Source organism: Pseudomonas sp. GW460-LB5, from assembly GCF_059423245.1.
This window is the reverse complement of record NZ_JBWKXT010000033.1, coordinates 17,088-32,376: the sequence shown is the minus strand read 5'-3', so window position 1 is coordinate 32,376 and position 15,289 is coordinate 17,088. Positions and strand designations below refer to the sequence as shown.

Annotated in this window: 19 protein-coding genes; 8 read left to right on the top strand and 11 right to left on the bottom strand. The window is 62.7% G+C overall.

Annotated features, from left to right (window positions below; genetic code table 11):
• Positions 1-12: 12 nt before the first annotated feature.
• Positions 13-432, bottom strand: a complete 420-nt coding sequence (locus AC07XM_RS19540; RefSeq protein WP_102689723.1) for a quorum-sensing-regulated virulence factor family protein — start codon at positions 430-432, stop codon at positions 13-15.
• 260 nt (positions 433-692) lie between these two features.
• Between AC07XM_RS19540 and AC07XM_RS19535 the strand changes: the two genes are divergently transcribed.
• The 3 genes from AC07XM_RS19535 to AC07XM_RS19525 all read left to right on the top strand — a co-directional run bounded on the left by AC07XM_RS19535 (position 693) and on the right by AC07XM_RS19525 (position 2,671).
• On the top strand, positions 693-1,403 hold the full coding sequence (locus AC07XM_RS19535; protein ID WP_060519603.1) for a tRNA-uridine aminocarboxypropyltransferase: 711 nt from the start codon (positions 693-695) through the stop codon (positions 1,401-1,403).
• A gap of 178 nt (positions 1,404-1,581) precedes the next feature.
• Positions 1,582-2,232 (top strand): response regulator transcription factor ErdR, encoded by a 651-nt coding sequence (erdR, locus tag AC07XM_RS19530; RefSeq protein WP_016485243.1) that lies wholly within the window; start codon positions 1,582-1,584, stop codon positions 2,230-2,232.
• 73 nt (positions 2,233-2,305) lie between these two features.
• Positions 2,306-2,671 (top strand): diacylglycerol kinase, encoded by a 366-nt coding sequence (locus AC07XM_RS19525; RefSeq protein ID WP_016485244.1) that lies wholly within the window; start codon positions 2,306-2,308, stop codon positions 2,669-2,671.
• On the opposite strand, the gene finR is transcribed toward AC07XM_RS19525, so the two are convergent.
• Entirely contained in the window at positions 2,668-3,594 is a 927-nt protein-coding gene (finR, locus tag AC07XM_RS19520; RefSeq protein ID WP_016485245.1) for a LysR family transcriptional regulator FinR, read from the bottom strand. The genes AC07XM_RS19525 and finR overlap by 4 nt on opposite strands.
• Before the next feature lie 118 nt (positions 3,595-3,712).
• Here finR and fpr point away from each other — a divergent pair, with 118 nt between their 5' ends.
• Positions 3,713-4,492 (top strand): ferredoxin-NADP reductase, encoded by a 780-nt coding sequence (gene fpr, locus AC07XM_RS19515; protein ID WP_012270923.1) that lies wholly within the window; start codon positions 3,713-3,715, stop codon positions 4,490-4,492.
• A 187-nt stretch (positions 4,493-4,679) separates the two neighbouring features.
• On the opposite strand, the gene AC07XM_RS19510 is transcribed toward fpr, so the two are convergent.
• Together AC07XM_RS19510 and AC07XM_RS19505 are read right to left on the bottom strand one after the other, a co-directional pair.
• Positions 4,680-5,174, bottom strand: a complete 495-nt coding sequence (locus AC07XM_RS19510; RefSeq protein ID WP_102689724.1) for a SprT family zinc-dependent metalloprotease — start codon at positions 5,172-5,174, stop codon at positions 4,680-4,682.
• Positions 5,175-5,305: 131 nt separating this feature from the next.
• Positions 5,306-5,905, bottom strand: coding sequence for a Yip1 family protein (locus AC07XM_RS19505; protein ID WP_012270925.1), 600 nt, complete (start codon positions 5,903-5,905; stop codon positions 5,306-5,308).
• Between the two features lie 262 nt (positions 5,906-6,167).
• On the opposite strand from AC07XM_RS19505, the gene ttcA reads away from it, so the two are divergent.
• Positions 6,168-6,992 (top strand): tRNA 2-thiocytidine(32) synthetase TtcA, encoded by an 825-nt coding sequence (ttcA, locus tag AC07XM_RS19500; protein WP_016485247.1) that lies wholly within the window; start codon positions 6,168-6,170, stop codon positions 6,990-6,992.
• Positions 6,993-6,996: 4 nt separating this feature from the next.
• Positions 6,997-7,668: a DNA-3-methyladenine glycosylase I gene (locus AC07XM_RS19495; protein WP_016485248.1), complete on the top strand. Its 672-nt coding sequence runs from the start codon at positions 6,997-6,999 to the stop codon at positions 7,666-7,668.
• A 102-nt stretch (positions 7,669-7,770) separates the two neighbouring features.
• On the opposite strand, the gene AC07XM_RS19490 is transcribed toward AC07XM_RS19495, so the two are convergent.
• From AC07XM_RS19490 to arsC, 3 genes are read right to left on the bottom strand one after another with little or no spacing between them, the layout of a single operon-like run.
• On the bottom strand, positions 7,771-8,184 hold the full coding sequence (locus tag AC07XM_RS19490; protein ID WP_016485249.1) for a DUF2069 domain-containing protein: 414 nt from the start codon (positions 8,182-8,184) through the stop codon (positions 7,771-7,773).
• On the bottom strand, positions 8,177-8,782 hold the full coding sequence (gene wrbA, locus AC07XM_RS19485; RefSeq protein WP_102689725.1) for an NAD(P)H:quinone oxidoreductase: 606 nt from the start codon (positions 8,780-8,782) through the stop codon (positions 8,177-8,179). The genes AC07XM_RS19490 and wrbA overlap by 8 nt, the downstream gene beginning before the upstream one ends.
• A complete protein-coding gene (gene arsC, locus AC07XM_RS19480; RefSeq protein ID WP_060519594.1) occupies positions 8,779-9,132 on the bottom strand; it encodes an arsenate reductase (glutaredoxin) in 354 nt (117 codons plus the stop codon). Before arsC ends, wrbA begins: the two co-directional genes overlap by 4 nt.
• Before the next feature lie 85 nt (positions 9,133-9,217).
• Here arsC and AC07XM_RS19475 point away from each other — a divergent pair, with 85 nt between their 5' ends.
• On the top strand, positions 9,218-9,682 hold the full coding sequence (locus tag AC07XM_RS19475) for a TlpA disulfide reductase family protein (RefSeq protein ID WP_023047672.1): 465 nt from the start codon (positions 9,218-9,220) through the stop codon (positions 9,680-9,682).
• 34 nt (positions 9,683-9,716) lie between these two features.
• Here AC07XM_RS19475 and AC07XM_RS19470 read toward each other — a convergent pair whose 3' ends face one another.
• From AC07XM_RS19470 to AC07XM_RS19455, 4 genes are read right to left on the bottom strand one after another with little or no spacing between them, the layout of a single operon-like run.
• Positions 9,717-10,121 (bottom strand): META domain-containing protein, encoded by a 405-nt coding sequence (locus AC07XM_RS19470; RefSeq protein ID WP_016485253.1) that lies wholly within the window; start codon positions 10,119-10,121, stop codon positions 9,717-9,719.
• On the bottom strand, positions 10,118-10,555 hold the full coding sequence (locus AC07XM_RS19465) for a hypothetical protein (RefSeq protein ID WP_096425701.1): 438 nt from the start codon (positions 10,553-10,555) through the stop codon (positions 10,118-10,120). The genes AC07XM_RS19470 and AC07XM_RS19465 overlap by 4 nt, the downstream gene beginning before the upstream one ends.
• A 31-nt stretch (positions 10,556-10,586) precedes the next feature.
• Complete coding sequence (locus AC07XM_RS19460; RefSeq protein ID WP_016485255.1) at positions 10,587-11,576, bottom strand: 2-hydroxyacid dehydrogenase; 990 nt, start codon at positions 11,574-11,576, stop codon at positions 10,587-10,589.
• Positions 11,577-11,589: 13 nt separating this feature from the next.
• Positions 11,590-14,373, bottom strand: coding sequence for a response regulator (locus tag AC07XM_RS19455; RefSeq protein ID WP_016485256.1), 2,784 nt, complete (start codon positions 14,371-14,373; stop codon positions 11,590-11,592).
• Between the two features lie 193 nt (positions 14,374-14,566).
• Between AC07XM_RS19455 and AC07XM_RS19450 the strand changes: the two genes are divergently transcribed.
• Positions 14,567-15,286: a response regulator transcription factor gene (locus AC07XM_RS19450; RefSeq protein WP_016485257.1), complete on the top strand. Its 720-nt coding sequence runs from the start codon at positions 14,567-14,569 to the stop codon at positions 15,284-15,286.
• The last annotated feature ends 3 nt before the right edge of the window (positions 15,287-15,289 follow it).

Here is a 15,289-nt window from a genome sequence, read left to right as displayed (position 1 = left end):
GAACAGCTGTGGTTATTTCTTCTTGTTACCGGCCACGCAGTTGGCATTGTCGAAGGCCTGGTCCATGATCGGCTGGTTGGTCTTGTACACCGTGAAGCGGTAGACCATCACCGCGCCCTTGGACATCAGGTTGCGGAAGCCGCTGTTGCGACAGACGCTGTCGCCCAGCTGGCTGCGTACCTGAGCGGGATTGGCCCGCATGCGCTCGGCGTGGCTCTCGCGTACGCTCAGGTGGTTGACCAGCGCCTTGCCTTCCACCGTGTAGCCTTGGTCGAGGATGTCCTCGTTGATGGCGCGTGGGGTACCGACGCTGCTCTCTTTGGCGACCTTCTGCAATGTCCTGTTCAGGTCGTAATCCTGCTTGGAGGCTGCCTGGGCTGCCAGTGGCAGAGCGAGTAGCAGGCTCAGGGCGGGGACGATAAGGCGCAGCATGAATCTCTCCTGGTTCGATGACTGGCGCTTTGACATGCGCAGGTCTGCAGTGTTCCATAAAACGATACTGTGGCTGCAATTGGGGCCGTGCAAAGTCCCATCGCGGGCAAGCCGGCTCCCGCAGGTGCACGGCAAGCATCGATTATAAGGCGCGCCTTGCCAGCTGCACAGCAAATGCCCCCTGTTCTGGTAAACTGGCCGCCTTGTTTTTTCCGAGCCATCCTTGTGCCCATTTCCAACCTGTCCAAAGGCCTGTCGGCATGAGCCACGCGGTAGCGCGCCTGCGCGCCGAACGCCTGGCCCGCAGCAACAAGCCCTTCATTGCCCGTGGCTCGCGTGCCGAACGCTGCCCGGATTGCCGGGTCATCGCCACCCATTGCCTGTGTGCCTGGAAGCCCAGGGTGCAGGCCGAGTCGGGCGTGTGCCTGCTGATGCACGACACCGAGCCGTTGAAACCCACCAACACCGGCTGGCTGATTGCCGACCTGATCGAAGACACCTGGGCCTTTGGCTGGCTGCGCACCTCGGTCGACGAACGCTTGCTGGCTTTGCTGGACGACCCGACCTGGCAGCCCTATATCGTCTTCCCCGGTGAGTTCGTGGCCCAGCAGCGGGTGGTCAGCGAGGTGGCGCGTGAGCCGGGCAAGCGCCCGCTGTTCATCCTGCTGGATGCCACCTGGACCGAAGCCCGCAAGATGTTCCGCAAAAGCCCGTACCTTGACCGCTTCCCGGTGTTGAGCCTGCAGGCCGAGCAGATGTCGCGCTACCGGCTGCGGCGCTCCAAGCGCGACGATCACTTCTGCACGGCAGAGGTCGCAGCCATGTGCCTGGACCTGGCCGGCGACAGTCAGGCCTCCCAGGCGCTGGATGCCTACCTGGATGTATTCAGCCTGCACTACCTGAGCGGCAAGCGGCGCCTGCCGCTGGATGATCAGGACGATACCCACCAGCGTTTGCATACCTTCCTATAGTCCAAGGGGCACAACCCCTGCTTTGGTTCATAATGACGGGGCTGGCAGCCAGGGTGGGCGAGACGGCAGAGCAATGGCTTGACCGCTCTGGACCGTGCTCGGCATCCTTGGCGCCGATTCCCCGCCGGGCGCTTCTCATACCCCCGAGTGCCTGGCATAGAACAGGATCCTTAGATCGATGGCCACTTACGAAATCCTGATTGCCGATGACCACCCGCTGTTCCGTGGCGCCCTGCGCCAGGCCGTTACCCTTGGCCTGGGCCCGGATGTGCGCCTGGTCGAAGTCGCGAGCATTGCCGAACTGGAAACCCGCCTGAGCGAAAAAGCCGACTGGGACCTGGTGCTGCTGGACTTGAACATGCCGGGTGCTTATGGTTTTTCCGGGCTGGTGCTGCTGCGCGGGCAATACCCGCAGATCCCCGTGGTGATGGTGTCGGCGCAGGAAGAGGCCGCCGTTGTGGTCAAGTCCCGCGAGTTTGGCGCCAGTGGCTTCATTCCCAAGTCCAGCACCCTGGAAGTGATCCAGGAGGCCGTGCGCAAGGTGCTCGATGGCGAGGTCTGGTGGCCGCCGCAGGCGTTCGAAAAGGTCGATGTCTCTGCCGAGGCCAAGGCCGCCAGTGAAGGCCTCGCCAGCCTCACGCCGCAGCAGTTCCGCGTACTGACGATGGTCTGCGAGGGCCTGCTGAACAAGCAGATTGCCTATGAACTGAGTGTCTCCGAAGCCACTATCAAGGCGCATGTGACTGCGATTTTCCGCAAGCTGGGCGTACGTACCCGCACCCAGGCCGCGCTGCTGCTGCAACAACTTGAATCGGTTGCCAGCAACTGACTGCGCGTGGCTTCACGCTTTTTTGACCCGTGCCGGTCTAGTCTGCTGGCCTTTCTGTTGTGAAGTGACTCACATGACATCGCCATTCAAGGGCCAGACCGGCCTGAAACGCATCTTCAACGCCGCCGGCTACTCGCTGGACGGCCTGCGCGCCGCCTTCAAGGGTGAGGCCGCATTCCGCCAGCTGGTGCTGCTCAACGTGCTGCTGATCCCGATCGCCTTCTGGTTGCCGGTCAGCCGTGCGGAGCGGGCGATCATGATCGCGGTGTGCTTGTTGGGGCTGATTGTCGAGTTGTTCAACTCCGCGGTGGAGGCGGCCATCGACCGTATCTCGCTGGAGCGCCACCCGCTGTCGAAAAACGCCAAGGACATGGGCAGCGCCGCGCAACTGGTGGCAATGACCATGGTGGCGCTGGTGTGGGGCGTGATCCTGCTTTAAGCGATCGGCGGCAGCACGATTTCATCACTGCGGGTATAGCCCGCAGTGAAGTTGCGGCACAGTTCCAGAAACTCGCGCATTGCAGAGGTCTGGTACTTCTGTTTGTGCCAGATGAAGTAGAACTGGCGCATCAGGTCCAGTTCCGGCGTTTCTACCGGTACCAGGCTGCCTCGGCGGAAGGCGTCACGCAGCGCCAGGCGCGAAATACAGCCAATGCCCAGGCCCGATTCCACCGCGCGCTTGATCGCTTCGGTGTGTTCCAGCTCCAGGCGGATGTTGAGGTTGGCGCGGTGATGGCGCATGGCCTGGTCGAAGGTCAGGCGCGTCCCGGAGCCTTGCTCACGTAAAATCCACGCCTCTTGCGACAAACTTTCGATATCGGCACGGCCCAGCTTGGCCAGCGGATGCTGCGGTGCGCAGAACACCACCAGCTCGTCCTCGACCCACGGCTGCACTTCCAGGTCCGGGTGGTTGCAGTCGCCTTCGATCAGACCCAGATCAATTTCGTAGTGCGCGACCTGTTGCACGATGTGCACAGTGTTCTGGACATGCAGTTTGACCTGGCTTTCCGGGTGGGTCTGCATGAAGCTGCCGATCAGCAGGGTGGCCAGGTAGTTGCCGATGGTCAGTGTGGCGCCGACCGCCAGCGAACCGAAGCCGGACTTGCCGTTTAGCAGGTCTTCGATTTCCTTGGCCTGGTCGAGCAGGGCCACGGCTTGTGGCAGCAGTTGATGTCCCAAGGCGTTCAGGGCCAGGCGCTTGCCGGCACGGTCGAACAACTGGCAGCTCGATTGCCGCTCCAGCTCGGTGATGGAAGTGCTGGCGGCCGACTGCGACAACGCCAGCAGGCTAGCGGCCCGAGAGACGCTTTGATGCTGTGCGACGGCGACGAAGACCTGCAGTTGACGAAGTGTGAATCGCATATCTATATAACCGATAACACATATCTTGATAATTCAGTTAACAGATATTGTCGCTGCCCCTAAACTATCGCGCAACTGCGCGTTTTGCGCGCCGCGTTTTTCTTCAGGAGCCCCATCGATGAGCAACATGAACCACGAACGTGTCCTCAGTGTGCACCACTGGAACGACACCCTGTTCAGCTTCAAGTGCACCCGCGACCCGGGGCTGCGCTTCGAGAACGGTCAGTTCGTGATGATCGGCCTTCAACAGGAAAGCGGCCGTCCGCTCATGCGTGCCTATTCCATCGCTTCGCCGAACTGGGAAGAGCACCTGGAGTTCTTCAGCATCAAGGTGCCGGATGGCCCGCTGACTTCGCAGCTGCAGCACCTGAAGGAAGGCGATGAAATCATCATCAGCAAGAAGCCTACCGGTACCCTGGTGCTGGACGACCTGAACCCGGGCAAGCACCTGTACCTGCTGAGCACCGGCACTGGCCTGGCGCCGTTCATGAGCGTGATCCAGGACCCGGAAACCTATGAGCGCTTCGAAAAAGTGATCCTGGTGCATGGGGTGCGTTACGTGAACGAAGTGGCCTACCGCGAGTTCATTACCGAGCACCTGCCGCAGAACGAGTTCTTCGGTGAGTCGGTTCGCGAAAAGCTGATCTACTACCCGACCGTGACCCGCGAGCCGTTCGAGAACCAGGGCCGTCTGACCGACCTGATGCGCAGCGGCAAGCTGTTCAGCGACATTGGTCTGCCACCGATCAACCCGCAGGACGACCGTGCGATGATCTGCGGCAGCCCGAGCATGCTCGACGAGACCAGTGAAGTGCTGGACAGCTTCGGCCTGAAAGTCTCCGCCCGCATGCGCGAGCCGGGTGACTACCTGATCGAGCGTGCCTTCGTCGAGAAGTAAGGCGCAGGCTGGTACAGGAAGGCGACCCCCGGGTCGCCTTTCTTATGCCTGAAAGTTGTATATGGGCTGCACCGGCCCTTTCGCGGGGCAAGCCCGCTCCCACAAGGATGCTACTGGGCCTGTGCGAATGGTGTCCCTGTGGGCGCGGGCTTGCCCCGCGAAGAGGCCCGCACAGGCCGTGCACAATCTATTCGACGCGAGTTTCACCGCTATACACCAGAATCTCCCGGCAGCGTTTGCACAGGTACCGCCGCCCCTGGCGCACCAGCTTGTGACGCTGGGCGGTAAACGGGAAATCACCCTGTGGGCATGGGCAGCGGTAGATGTAGCGGGTTACCACACGCCGTTGCACTTCATAGTCGTGGCAACGGTTGGGTGGCAGTTCATACACCCCGCGCATGATCAATTGCCATTCTTCGCCATGGGCCTGGATGCGGTCGCCAAACAACTGGTGGGCCACCAGGTGCGCCACTTCGTGGGCAACGGTCTGGCGCAGGAAGTCTTCCTGGTTTTCCCGGTAGAGCTGCAGGTTGAAGCGCAGCAGGTTCTCGTGCAGGTGGGCGACGCCGGCTTTTTGCCCGCGCAGCTTGAAGCTGACTTCCGGGCGCGAGAAGGGGCGTTTGAAAAAGGTTTCGGCTTGCTGGTAACAGGTTTCGACGCGTTGTCTGAGCAGCTCGGGCATGGTGGGGCGGTTCTCCTGACCGGGCATTATGCCGCAAGCACTGGCGGGCTGCCGAGCCACCGGTCAGCGCACAGCCAGGGGCCGCCTTGCGGCGGCCCCTGGTTGATGCCCCAGTGTTGGTTGAGTCTGTTCTAGTTGGTGTAGACGGGCCCCACGCCCAGTCCCCAGATGATGACCGTGGCAGCCATGATCGCCACCAGCACCACAAGGCCCACCGCCAGCACGGAGCTGGAGAACAGGAAGCCTTCGTCGGACGGTATGTTCATGAACGTCGGCAGGCCGACATACAGCAGGTACACCGTGTAGCAGATGGCGGCAGTGCCGATCAGCATCCCCAGCCACAGGTGCGGGTACAGTGCCGCCAGGCCACCGATGAACAGCGGTGTAGCGGTGTAGGTGGCAAAGGCGATGCACTGCGCCATGGACGGGTTGGCATCGTAGGTGCGGGCCATCCAGTGGATGAACGCGCCCATTACCGCCACCCCGGCGAGCATGGCCAGGTACGACATGATGCTCATCCAGATGGCACTTTCCATGGTCAGCATCACAGCCGGCCGGTCACCGATGACCCAGCCCACCTGGGTAGTGCCGATGAAGGCCGAAATGGCAGGGATGGCTGCCAGGATCAGGGTGTGCGTCAGGTACATGTGGCTGATGGTTTCTTCTTCGCCACGAATTTCCCGCCATTCCTGATCGGGATGGGTAAACAGCCCCACAACGTGATGAATCATGCCGATCACTCCTCTCAATGTTGCCAAACGCCCCCCAAATGGAGCGCAAGCGGCCCGAGGCCCGAACACCGATGCAAGCGGTAATGTGGCCTTATGTCGCAGTATAGGAAGCGGTTACCGGCACGAACCGTGCTTTTTAGAGCAAATTGCGCTGTCAGTGGGGCTGTTGATTACATCGAAGTCTTTATCGGAATGCCTACAGCGATGCTGCGTTTGTGCGTAAAATAGCCGGCTTTTGTCACACCTCGCGGATCCAAGCGCTATGGGCACCCTTTCGGTCAACCAGAACAAACTGCAAAAACGCCTGCGTCGTCTCGCCGGCGAAGCCATCACCGACTTCAACATGATCGAGGATGGCGACAAGGTCATGGTCTGCCTGTCCGGCGGCAAGGACAGCTACACCATGCTCGACGTTCTGTTGCACCTGCAGAAGGTGGCACCGATCACGTTCGAGATCGTCGCGGTGAACATGGACCAGAAACAGCCGGGCTTTCCAGAGCACGTGCTGCCGGCTTACCTCAAAGAGCTGGGCGTCGAATACCACATCGTCGAGAAAGACACCTATTCGGTGGTCAAGGAACTGGTGCCCGAGGGCAAGACCACGTGCTCGCTGTGCTCGCGCCTGCGCCGTGGCACCTTGTATACCTTTGCCGACGAAATCGGCGCAACCAAGATGGCGCTGGGGCACCACCGCGACGACATCGTCGAAACCTTCTTCCTCAACATGTTCTTCAATGGCGCGCTCAAGGGCATGCCGCCGAAGCTGCGCGCCGACGATGGCCGCAACGTGGTGATCCGCCCGCTGGCCTACTGCAGCGAGAAGGACATCCAGGCCTACTCGGACATGAAGCAATTCCCGATCATCCCGTGCAACCTGTGCGGCTCGCAGGAAAACCTGCAGCGCCAGGTGGTCAAGGACATGCTGGTGGAGTGGGAGCGCAAGCACCCGGGCCGTACCGAAAGCATCTTCCGTGCCCTGCAGAACGTGGCGCCGTCGCAACTGGCCGACCGCAACCTGTTCGACTTCACCAGCCTGAAAATCGACGAGAACGCCACGCCGCGTTTCCTCGACGTGCTGAACATCTGAGCCGATGCGCGACTATCAGTGGTTGCATGAGTACTGCCTGAACCGCTTTGGCTCGGCCCAGGCGCTGGAGGCCTTTCTGCCGCAGCCGCGCACGTCGGCGCAGCTGCGCGGCATCAGCGACGACCGCTACCTGTCGACCTTGGCGCTGCGCGTGTTCCGCGCCGGGCTCAAGCACAGCCTGGTGGATGCCAAGTGGCCAGTGTTCGAGCAGGTGTTTTTCGGTTTCGACCCGGAGAAGGTGGTGCTGATGGGCGCCGAGCACCTGGAGCGGCTGATGCAAGACGAGCGCATCATTCGCCACCTGGGCAAGCTCAAGAGCGTGCCGCGCAATGCGCAGATGATCCTCGACGTGACGAAGGAGAAGGGCAGCTTTGGCGCCTTCATCGCCGACTGGCCGGTGACCGACATTGTCGGCTTGTGGAAGTACCTGGCCAAGCACGGCAACCAGCTGGGTGGGCTGTCGGCGCCGCGTTTCCTGCGTATGGTTGGCAAGGACACCTTTATCCCCACCGATGACATGGCGGCGGCGTTGATTGCACAGAAGGTGATCGACAAGCAGCCGACCAGTCAACGCGACCTGGCCTTGGTGCAACAGGCGTTCAACCAGTGGCATGCAGAGAGTGGGCGGCCGCTGTGCCAGTTGTCGGTGATGCTGGCGCATACCGTCAACCATTGAGATTTGTGTTGGCCTTTTCGCGGGCATGCCCGCTCCCACAGGTCCAGCGCAGGCCTCAAGTGTGGCGCGATCCCTGTGGGAGCGGGCGAGCCCGCGAAAAATTCAACTCCCTTCGCCCGCCATGCGCCGCTCATGCTGGAACTTCCAGCGCACATACAGCAGCCCGGCAATGAACAACCCCAGGCTCAGCAACACTTCAAGCCAGCCAAAAATCGCCCGCGCCGGGTCAAATGCCGCCAGCACGCCCTTGATGAAATAGATATTCACCACGAAACAGGCCCAGGCATGTGCCCGGGCGCTGCCTGTCAGCATGCCCGGCAACAGCAGCAGTAGCGGCACCAGCTCGATCGCCAGAATCACCCCGACCCGTGCCCCATGCAGGTTGGCAAACCACAGGTTGTTCACCACCAGCAGGGCGATGAGGCCGAAGAAGAACGCCAGGCTCAAGGCCCGTGTCAGGCGCAGGCGCGGTGCCAGCCATTCCAGCGGCGGCAACACCTTGGGCTTTTTAGCCACGCGCGGCCTCCAGGGCTTTGGCTGTGGTGGCCAGGCGTTGGCCCAAGGCACGACACAGGGCGGTCTCGTGCTGGTCAAGTTCGCGTTTGCCATCTGCACCTGCATGGTGGCTGGCGCCGTAAGGCGTGCCGCCGCCGCGGGTTTCCAGCAAGGCCGACTCGCTGTACGGCAGGCCCATCACCAGCATGCCGTGGTGCATCAATGGCAGCATCATCGACAGCAGGGTGGTTTCCTGGCCGCCGTGCAGGCTGGCGGTAGAGGTGAACACACCCGCCGGCTTGCCGACCAGTTCACCACCCAGCCACAGGCTGCTGGTGCCATCCAGGAAGTACTTCAGCGGCGCCGCCATGTTGCCGAAGCGGGTCGGGCTGCCCAGTACCAGGCCGGCGCAGTGGCGCAGGTCGTCCAGGGTGGCGTACAGCGCCCCGCTGGGCGGGATGTCCGGGGCCACCGCTTCACATTCGGTAGAAATAGCGGGCACTGTGCGCAGGCGAGCCTCCATGCCGGCCAGTTCGATGCCGCGGGCAATATGCCGGGCCATTTCACTGGTCGACCCATGGCGGCTGTAATACAGCACCAGGATGTAGGGGGCGCTCACGGCAGGATCTCCAGCACTTTTTCCGGTGGGCGGCCAACCACGGCCTTGTCGCCGGCAACCAGAATCGGCCGTTCGATCAGTTTGGGGTGCTGGGCCATGGCCTCGATCAGCTGCGCGTCGGTCATTGCCGGGTCGGCCAGGTTCAGCGCTTTGTATTCGTCCTCGCCAGTACGCAGCAATTGGCGTGGGGCGATGCCCAGCTTGTCGAGCAGTGCCTTGAGGGTGGCCACGTCGGGCGGGGTTTCCAGATAGCGCACGATGGTCGGTGCCAGCCCGCGGGCTTCGAGCAGTTCCAGCGCGCCGCGGGATTTCGAGCAGCGCGGGTTATGATAAAGCGTGAGGTCAGTCATGTCGGGTCGCATCCAGCTGGGTGTGGCGGCTATTCTAACCGCAGCGACTGACCAATTTGCTTTAAAACTCGAGAAGGATTGACCCATGGCAAGGCGTCTGGCAGCAGTACTGGCCATCACCGCGAGCCTGTTGCTCGGTGGTTGCGGTGCCGATTATGGCGTGGACCAACACGGTAATACGGTTAAGGCCGAACAGATCGAAGGGCACTGGCTGGTGCTCAACTATTGGGCCGAATGGTGCGGGCCGTGCCGTACCGAAATCCCGGAATTGAACGCGGCGGCCAAGCAGTGGGCGGCCGATGGCATCAAGGTGGTGGGGGTGAACTTCGATGGCTTGCAAGGGCAGGACCTGAAACAGGCCGCTGAAACCCTGGGCATCGGTTTTACCGTACTGGCCCAGGACCCGGCCGAGCGTTATGACCTGCCCCGCAGCGAGGCGCTGCCGGTGACCTACATCATCGATGACAAGGGCAAGGTGCGTGAGCAGTTGATGGGCGAGCAGACCCTGGAAGGGCTGCAGGCCAAGATCAAGGCCCTGAAAGGCGCCTGATGCAGTTGGGGCCGCAAAGCGGCCCCGGCAATCCTCAGCCTTCCTCAGGCCAGAACCGCAGTGGCTTGCCTTCGGCGGGCCAGAAGCGCATCTGCTCCACCGGCGACACATCCCAGCGCTCTACCGTTTCCAGCGCCTGCAAAAAGCGCTTTTCCTGCTCCATCAACGCCGGTGCGCACAGCTTGCGGGTCTTGCCGACCTTGCCGAAGCTCAGGCGCTCACCCTCCAGCGTATACGGCGCAAACCAGTGGTTGCAGCCGGCATTGCCATAGGCGCGGCCGTCGCTGGCCAGGGTCAGGGTCAGGTGGCTGTAGTCGATCAGCGGGCGTTCGCCAATCCACTCCAGCACGTAGCTGCGCTCCTGTTGCAGTTTTGAAGGTTGTGCGGCGCAGCCGAGCAGGCTGGTGGTAATCAGCACGCCGGTCAGCAGATTTTTCACTCGGCGCTCTCCTGGCAACGCGGGCACAGGTGTTTTTCGCCACGGCTGGCCCAGCCCAGTTCGGCGATACGTGCGTTGGCGGCGGGCTGGCGGGCTTTCTTGCCCAGCTTGGCGTCCACGGCAAATTCGAAATCCAGCACGGCGTCGCAGCTGTCGCACTCAACCTGCCAAGTGAGGATTTCCAGTTCGTTGAACACGGGCCCGCTGGCCACGGCAACCCACTGGCCGCGCGGGTTGATCAGGTGGCGCACGCTGTCCACGGTCAGTCGCATGGACAAGTCCTTGCTGCCCTTGAGGGTCACCAGCAGGGTGTCGCCTTTGTGCATCGAACCGCCGTTGCCGGTGACCTGATAGCGGCCCGGCACCAGTGCACGGCACTCGATCAGGGTGTGTTGCGGGTTGAAAAGGGTGTAGCGGAAATCGTGCTCGACCATGGGTCCTCCAGAAATGCCGCGTATCCTAGCACTAACCCATGACCAGATTCTGTGGATTGCCTGCCGCCCAGCGGTTGATGTTGTCCAGCGTGGTGGCGGCAATGGCGTCCAGCGCTTCGCGGGTAAGGAAGGCCTGATGGGCAGTGATGATCACGTTGGGGAAGGTCAGCAGGCGGGCCAGTACATCGTCCTGCAGGGGCAGGTCGGAGCGGTCCTCGAAGAACAGCTGGGCTTCTTCTTCGTAGACGTCCAGGCCCAGGTAGCCAAGCTGGCCGCTTTTCAGCGCGTCGATCAGTGCCGGGGTATCGACCAGTGCGCCACGCCCCGTGTTGATCAGCATGGCGCCGTGCTGCAGTTGCGCCAGGCTTTGTGCATTGATCAAATGCCGGGTGTGCTCGGTCAGCGGGCAGTGCAGGCTGATGATACGGGCTTCGCGCAACAGCTCGGGCAAGGTCAGGTAGCGCGCGCCAAGGGCCAGCAGCTCTGGGTTGGGGTAGGGGTCATAGGCCAGCAGCTGGCAGCCGAAGCCAGCCATGATACGGGCGAAGGCGGCACCGATCTGGCCGGTGCCGACCACACCGACGGTTTTGCCGTGCAGGTCGAAACCGGTCAGCCCGTGCAGGGTGAAGTCGCCTTCGCGGGTGCGGTTGTAGGCCCGGTGCAGGCGCCGGTTGAGGGCCAGGATCAGTGCCACGGCGTGTTCGGCCACAGCGTGCGGCGAGTAGGCCGGCACGCGCACCACGGCAAGGCCCAGGCGCTGGGCAGCGGCCAGGTCGACATGGTTGTAGCCGGCCGAACGCAGGGCGATCAGGCGTGTGCCGCCTTCGGCCAGGCGCTGGAGCACCGAGGCGTCGAGTTCATCATTGATGAAGGCGCAAACGGCTTCGTAGCCGCTGGCCAGGGCAGCGGTGTCGAGGGTCAGGCGGGCGGGCTGGAAATGCAGCTCCAGCGCGCTGCCGCTGGCGGCCCGGGTGAAACTTTCCTGATCGTAATGCTGGCTGCTGAACAACAGGACGCGCATGGTCAGGCTCCTCCTACAAATGCTGCGTAGGCCACAGCAACGGCCATGCACTCAATCTGGCCTGCGCCGCTAGCCGGCTGATCGCACCGTCCAGCTCATCCAGCGCTTGCTGTGCCTGTGGGTGGTCCTGCTTGAGCAGGGTTTCGCTGCGCTGACAGGCTGCGCGCAGCTGTGGCACACCACAATAGCGCGAGGCACCGTTAAGGCGGTGTACCTGTTCTATCAGGGCATTGCGGTCGTCTGCCTCGCGGGCGGCGCGTATGGCATCGCGGTCGGCGTCCAGCGAGGACAGCAGCATGCTCAGCATGTCGGCCGCCAGGTCCGCCTTGCCTGCCGCCAGGCGAAGGCCTTCTTCGGGGTCGAGCACCTTCAGGTCATCACTGCTGGCCAATGGCTCTGTCTGCGCCTGTTGCGGCACGCCCAGGCTCAAACCAGTCCACTTCATCACCACTTGCGCCAGTTGCCGCTCGCTGATCGGCTTGGTCAGGTAGTCGTCCATGCCAGCGTGCAGCAGTGCGCGCTTTTCGTTGGCCATGGCATGGGCGGTGAGGGCGACGATTGGCAAAGGGTTACTACTTTGGGTGTTTTCCCAAAGGCGAATCTGCTCGGTGCAGGCGCGGCCATCCATGCCGGGCATCTGCACGTCCATCAGCACCAGATCGAACGGCTCGTCCTGCACGGCCTCCACCGCTGCATAGCCGTTGTCCACGGCCAGCACCTGGGCGCCCAGGTCCTCGAGCAGGGTTTGCACAAGCAGCAGGTTGGCGGCGTTGTCGTCGACGCAGAGAACCTTCGGCTGGCGCTGGCCATTGATGTTGTGCGCCTCGCTCTGTGGACGGCGCGGTTGCACCAGTTCCATCAGCAGACGGCGCAGTTTGCGGGTGCAGGTGGGCTTGGACAGCAACTGGCCATGGCCGTTGGGCAGGTAGGGGTGATAAAGCGCCTGCTCGGTGGTGGGGCACAGCACCACGCACTGGCAATGGTAACGCTCAAGTTGCTGGTGATAGTGGCCCAGTTGTTCGGGCGACAGGTTGCCCATGTTCGCCCCGAGCACGGCGAACTCGAACGGCAGGCCGGCCTGGCTGGCGGCCTGTACCGCCTGCAGCAACTGCTCGTAGGAGGCGAACAGGCTGACGCTGAGGCCGCAGTCCTCCAGCTGGTGTTCCAAGGCCTGGCGCGCCAGCTCGTGGCCGTCGACGATGGCTGCGCGGCGGCCCAGCAGCGGCTGCAACGGCTGCTCCTCGAGGTCGTCGTGGGCTTTTGGCAGGTTGAGGCTGATCCAGAACTGCGACCCCTCGCCCGGGGTACTGTCGACACCGATTTCGCCACCCATCTGCTCGATCAGGCGCTTGGAAATTACCAGCCCCAGCCCCGTGCCACCGGGTTGGCGGGCCAGCGAGTTGTCGGCCTGGCTGAAGGCCTGGAACAGCGTGCGCACCTCCTGCGGTGACAAACCGATACCCGTGTCCTGCACGCTGATGCGCAGCTGCGCGCTGTCCTCGTGCTCGTCTTCGAGCATGGCGCGCACGACGATGGTGCCTTCGCGGGTGAACTTGATGGCGTTGCTGACAAGGTTGGTGAGGATCTGCTTGAGCCGCAACGGGTCGCCGATCAGCGAAGAAGGGGTGTCGCGGTAGATCAGGCTGAGCAATTCCAGCTGCTTGGCGTGGGCGGCCGGGGCGAGGATTGTCAAGGTGTCCTGGATCAGGTCGCGCAGGTTGAAAGGAATGCTGTCGAGCACCAGCTTGCCGGCCTCGATCTTGGAGAAATCGAGGATTTCGTTGATGATCCCCAGCAGGTTGTCGGCTGACTTCTCGATGGTGTTCAGGTAGTCCAGCTGGCGTGGCGTCAGCTCGCTTTTCTGCAGCAGATGGGTAAAGCCCAGGATGCCGTTGAGCGGCGTGCGGATTTCGTGGCTCATGTTGGCCAGGAACTCCGACTTGATGCGGCTGGCCTCAAGGGCCTCTTTGCGCGCCATGTCCAGTTCGATGTTCTGGATTTCGATGGTTTCCAGGTTCTGGCGCACGTCTTCAGTGGCCTGGTCGATGCTGTGCTGCAGTTCTTCGTGAGCGTTTTGCAGGGTTTCGGCCATGCGGTTGATGCCACGGGCCAGCTCGTCCAGCTCGTGGCTGCCCATGGTCGGCAGGCGTTCTTCGAGGTGGCCGTCCTTGAGTTGGTTGACCGCGTGTTTGATGCGCTCGATGGGGTCGTTGATGGTGCGGCTCATGCGCAGCGCCAGCAGGCCGCTGAGTACCAGGCAGGCGAGGATCAGCAGCAGGCTGGTGAACAGGTTGCGGTAGCCGCGCAGCAGGGTGCCGTCGTGCGACAGCTCGATCTCGACCCAGCCTAGCAGGCGCTCGGCTTCGGCCGGCACGGCATCGGTGGCGAGGTCGCGGTGGTGGCCGAACACGGGCATCAGGTAGCGGGTGGCGTCATTGCCGCTGCGTTGCAGCAGTTGCGTGCCAGTGCCTCCGCTGGGCGGCTGGTTGAGCATGCTCGGGCCCGCGTGGGCCAGGCGCGTGCGGTCCGGGGCCAGGAATGCGACTGCGCGCACATCGGCCTGTTCCAGGGTCTGCGCGGCGATGCGCTCCAGCTGTGCGGGCGCAAGCCGGGCCATGGCGGGTGCAGCCAACGGCGCCAGCTGCTCGGCGATCATCTTGCCGCGTTGCAGCAACTGGGTACGCAGGTCGTTCTGTTGCAGCCAGGTAAAGTAACTGCCGAGCACCAGGGCCATCAGAGCGGCCGGCAGCAGGGCCAGCAGCAGGACCCGGCTGCGGATTCCCAAACGATCGAGCACACTCGCCTCCTGTCATGTGCCTGGACGCCGTCAAGCGATGACGGCCAAGCCGGGAAGTTACTCCGCCTGCAGCGCTATTGCACCTCTTTAGTGGCTGTTTTGCACCATTGCCGGGGCATTGGTCACAGGGCGGTTGCCTGGCGGGTATTGGATGCTCAATAATCGCGCAATTGAGAATGCATGGCAGTTGCCAATGAATCCTGTAGCTATTTACAACTCCAACATCCTCGCCATCGAGGACGACCCGGTTCTGGGTGCCTATCTTCACGAAGAGCTGCAACGCGGCGGCTTCCAGGTAACCTGGTGCCGAAATGGGCTGGAGGGGCTGGAAACGGCGGGTCGCCAGGTTTTCGATGTGGTGCTCATGGATATTTTGCTGCCCGGGTTGAACGGCCTGGATGCCTTGGCGCAATTGCGCAAGCGCAGCGCGACGCCGGTGATCCTGATGTCGGCGCTGGGTGCCGAGGCCGACCGCATCAGCGGCTTCCAGCGCGGGGCCGACGATTACCTGCCCAAGCCGTTCAGCATGGCCGAGCTGCAGGTGCGCATCGAGGCAATCTTGCGCCGGGTAGCGCTGGAGCGCCGTCACCAAGCCCCGCTGGAGCATGCCGCCTGCGGCGAGCTGCAGTTTGACGAGGGCTTGTGTGACGTACGCCTGGACGGTCGCCTGGCGGGCCTGACCCCCAGTGAATACCGGCTGTTCGACATCCTGAACCGCAACTTCGATGATGTCCTGAGCAAGCCATTCCTGTACCAGCAGGTGTTGCAGCGTGGCTATTCGCGGCATGACCGCAGCCTGGACATGCACGTCAGCCAGATCCGCCGCAAGCTCAAGGGCATTGGCTATCACGAACGGCAGATCCGAACCGTGTGGGGCAAGGGTTATGTCCTCAGCGCCAGCGAGGCGGAGTGATCC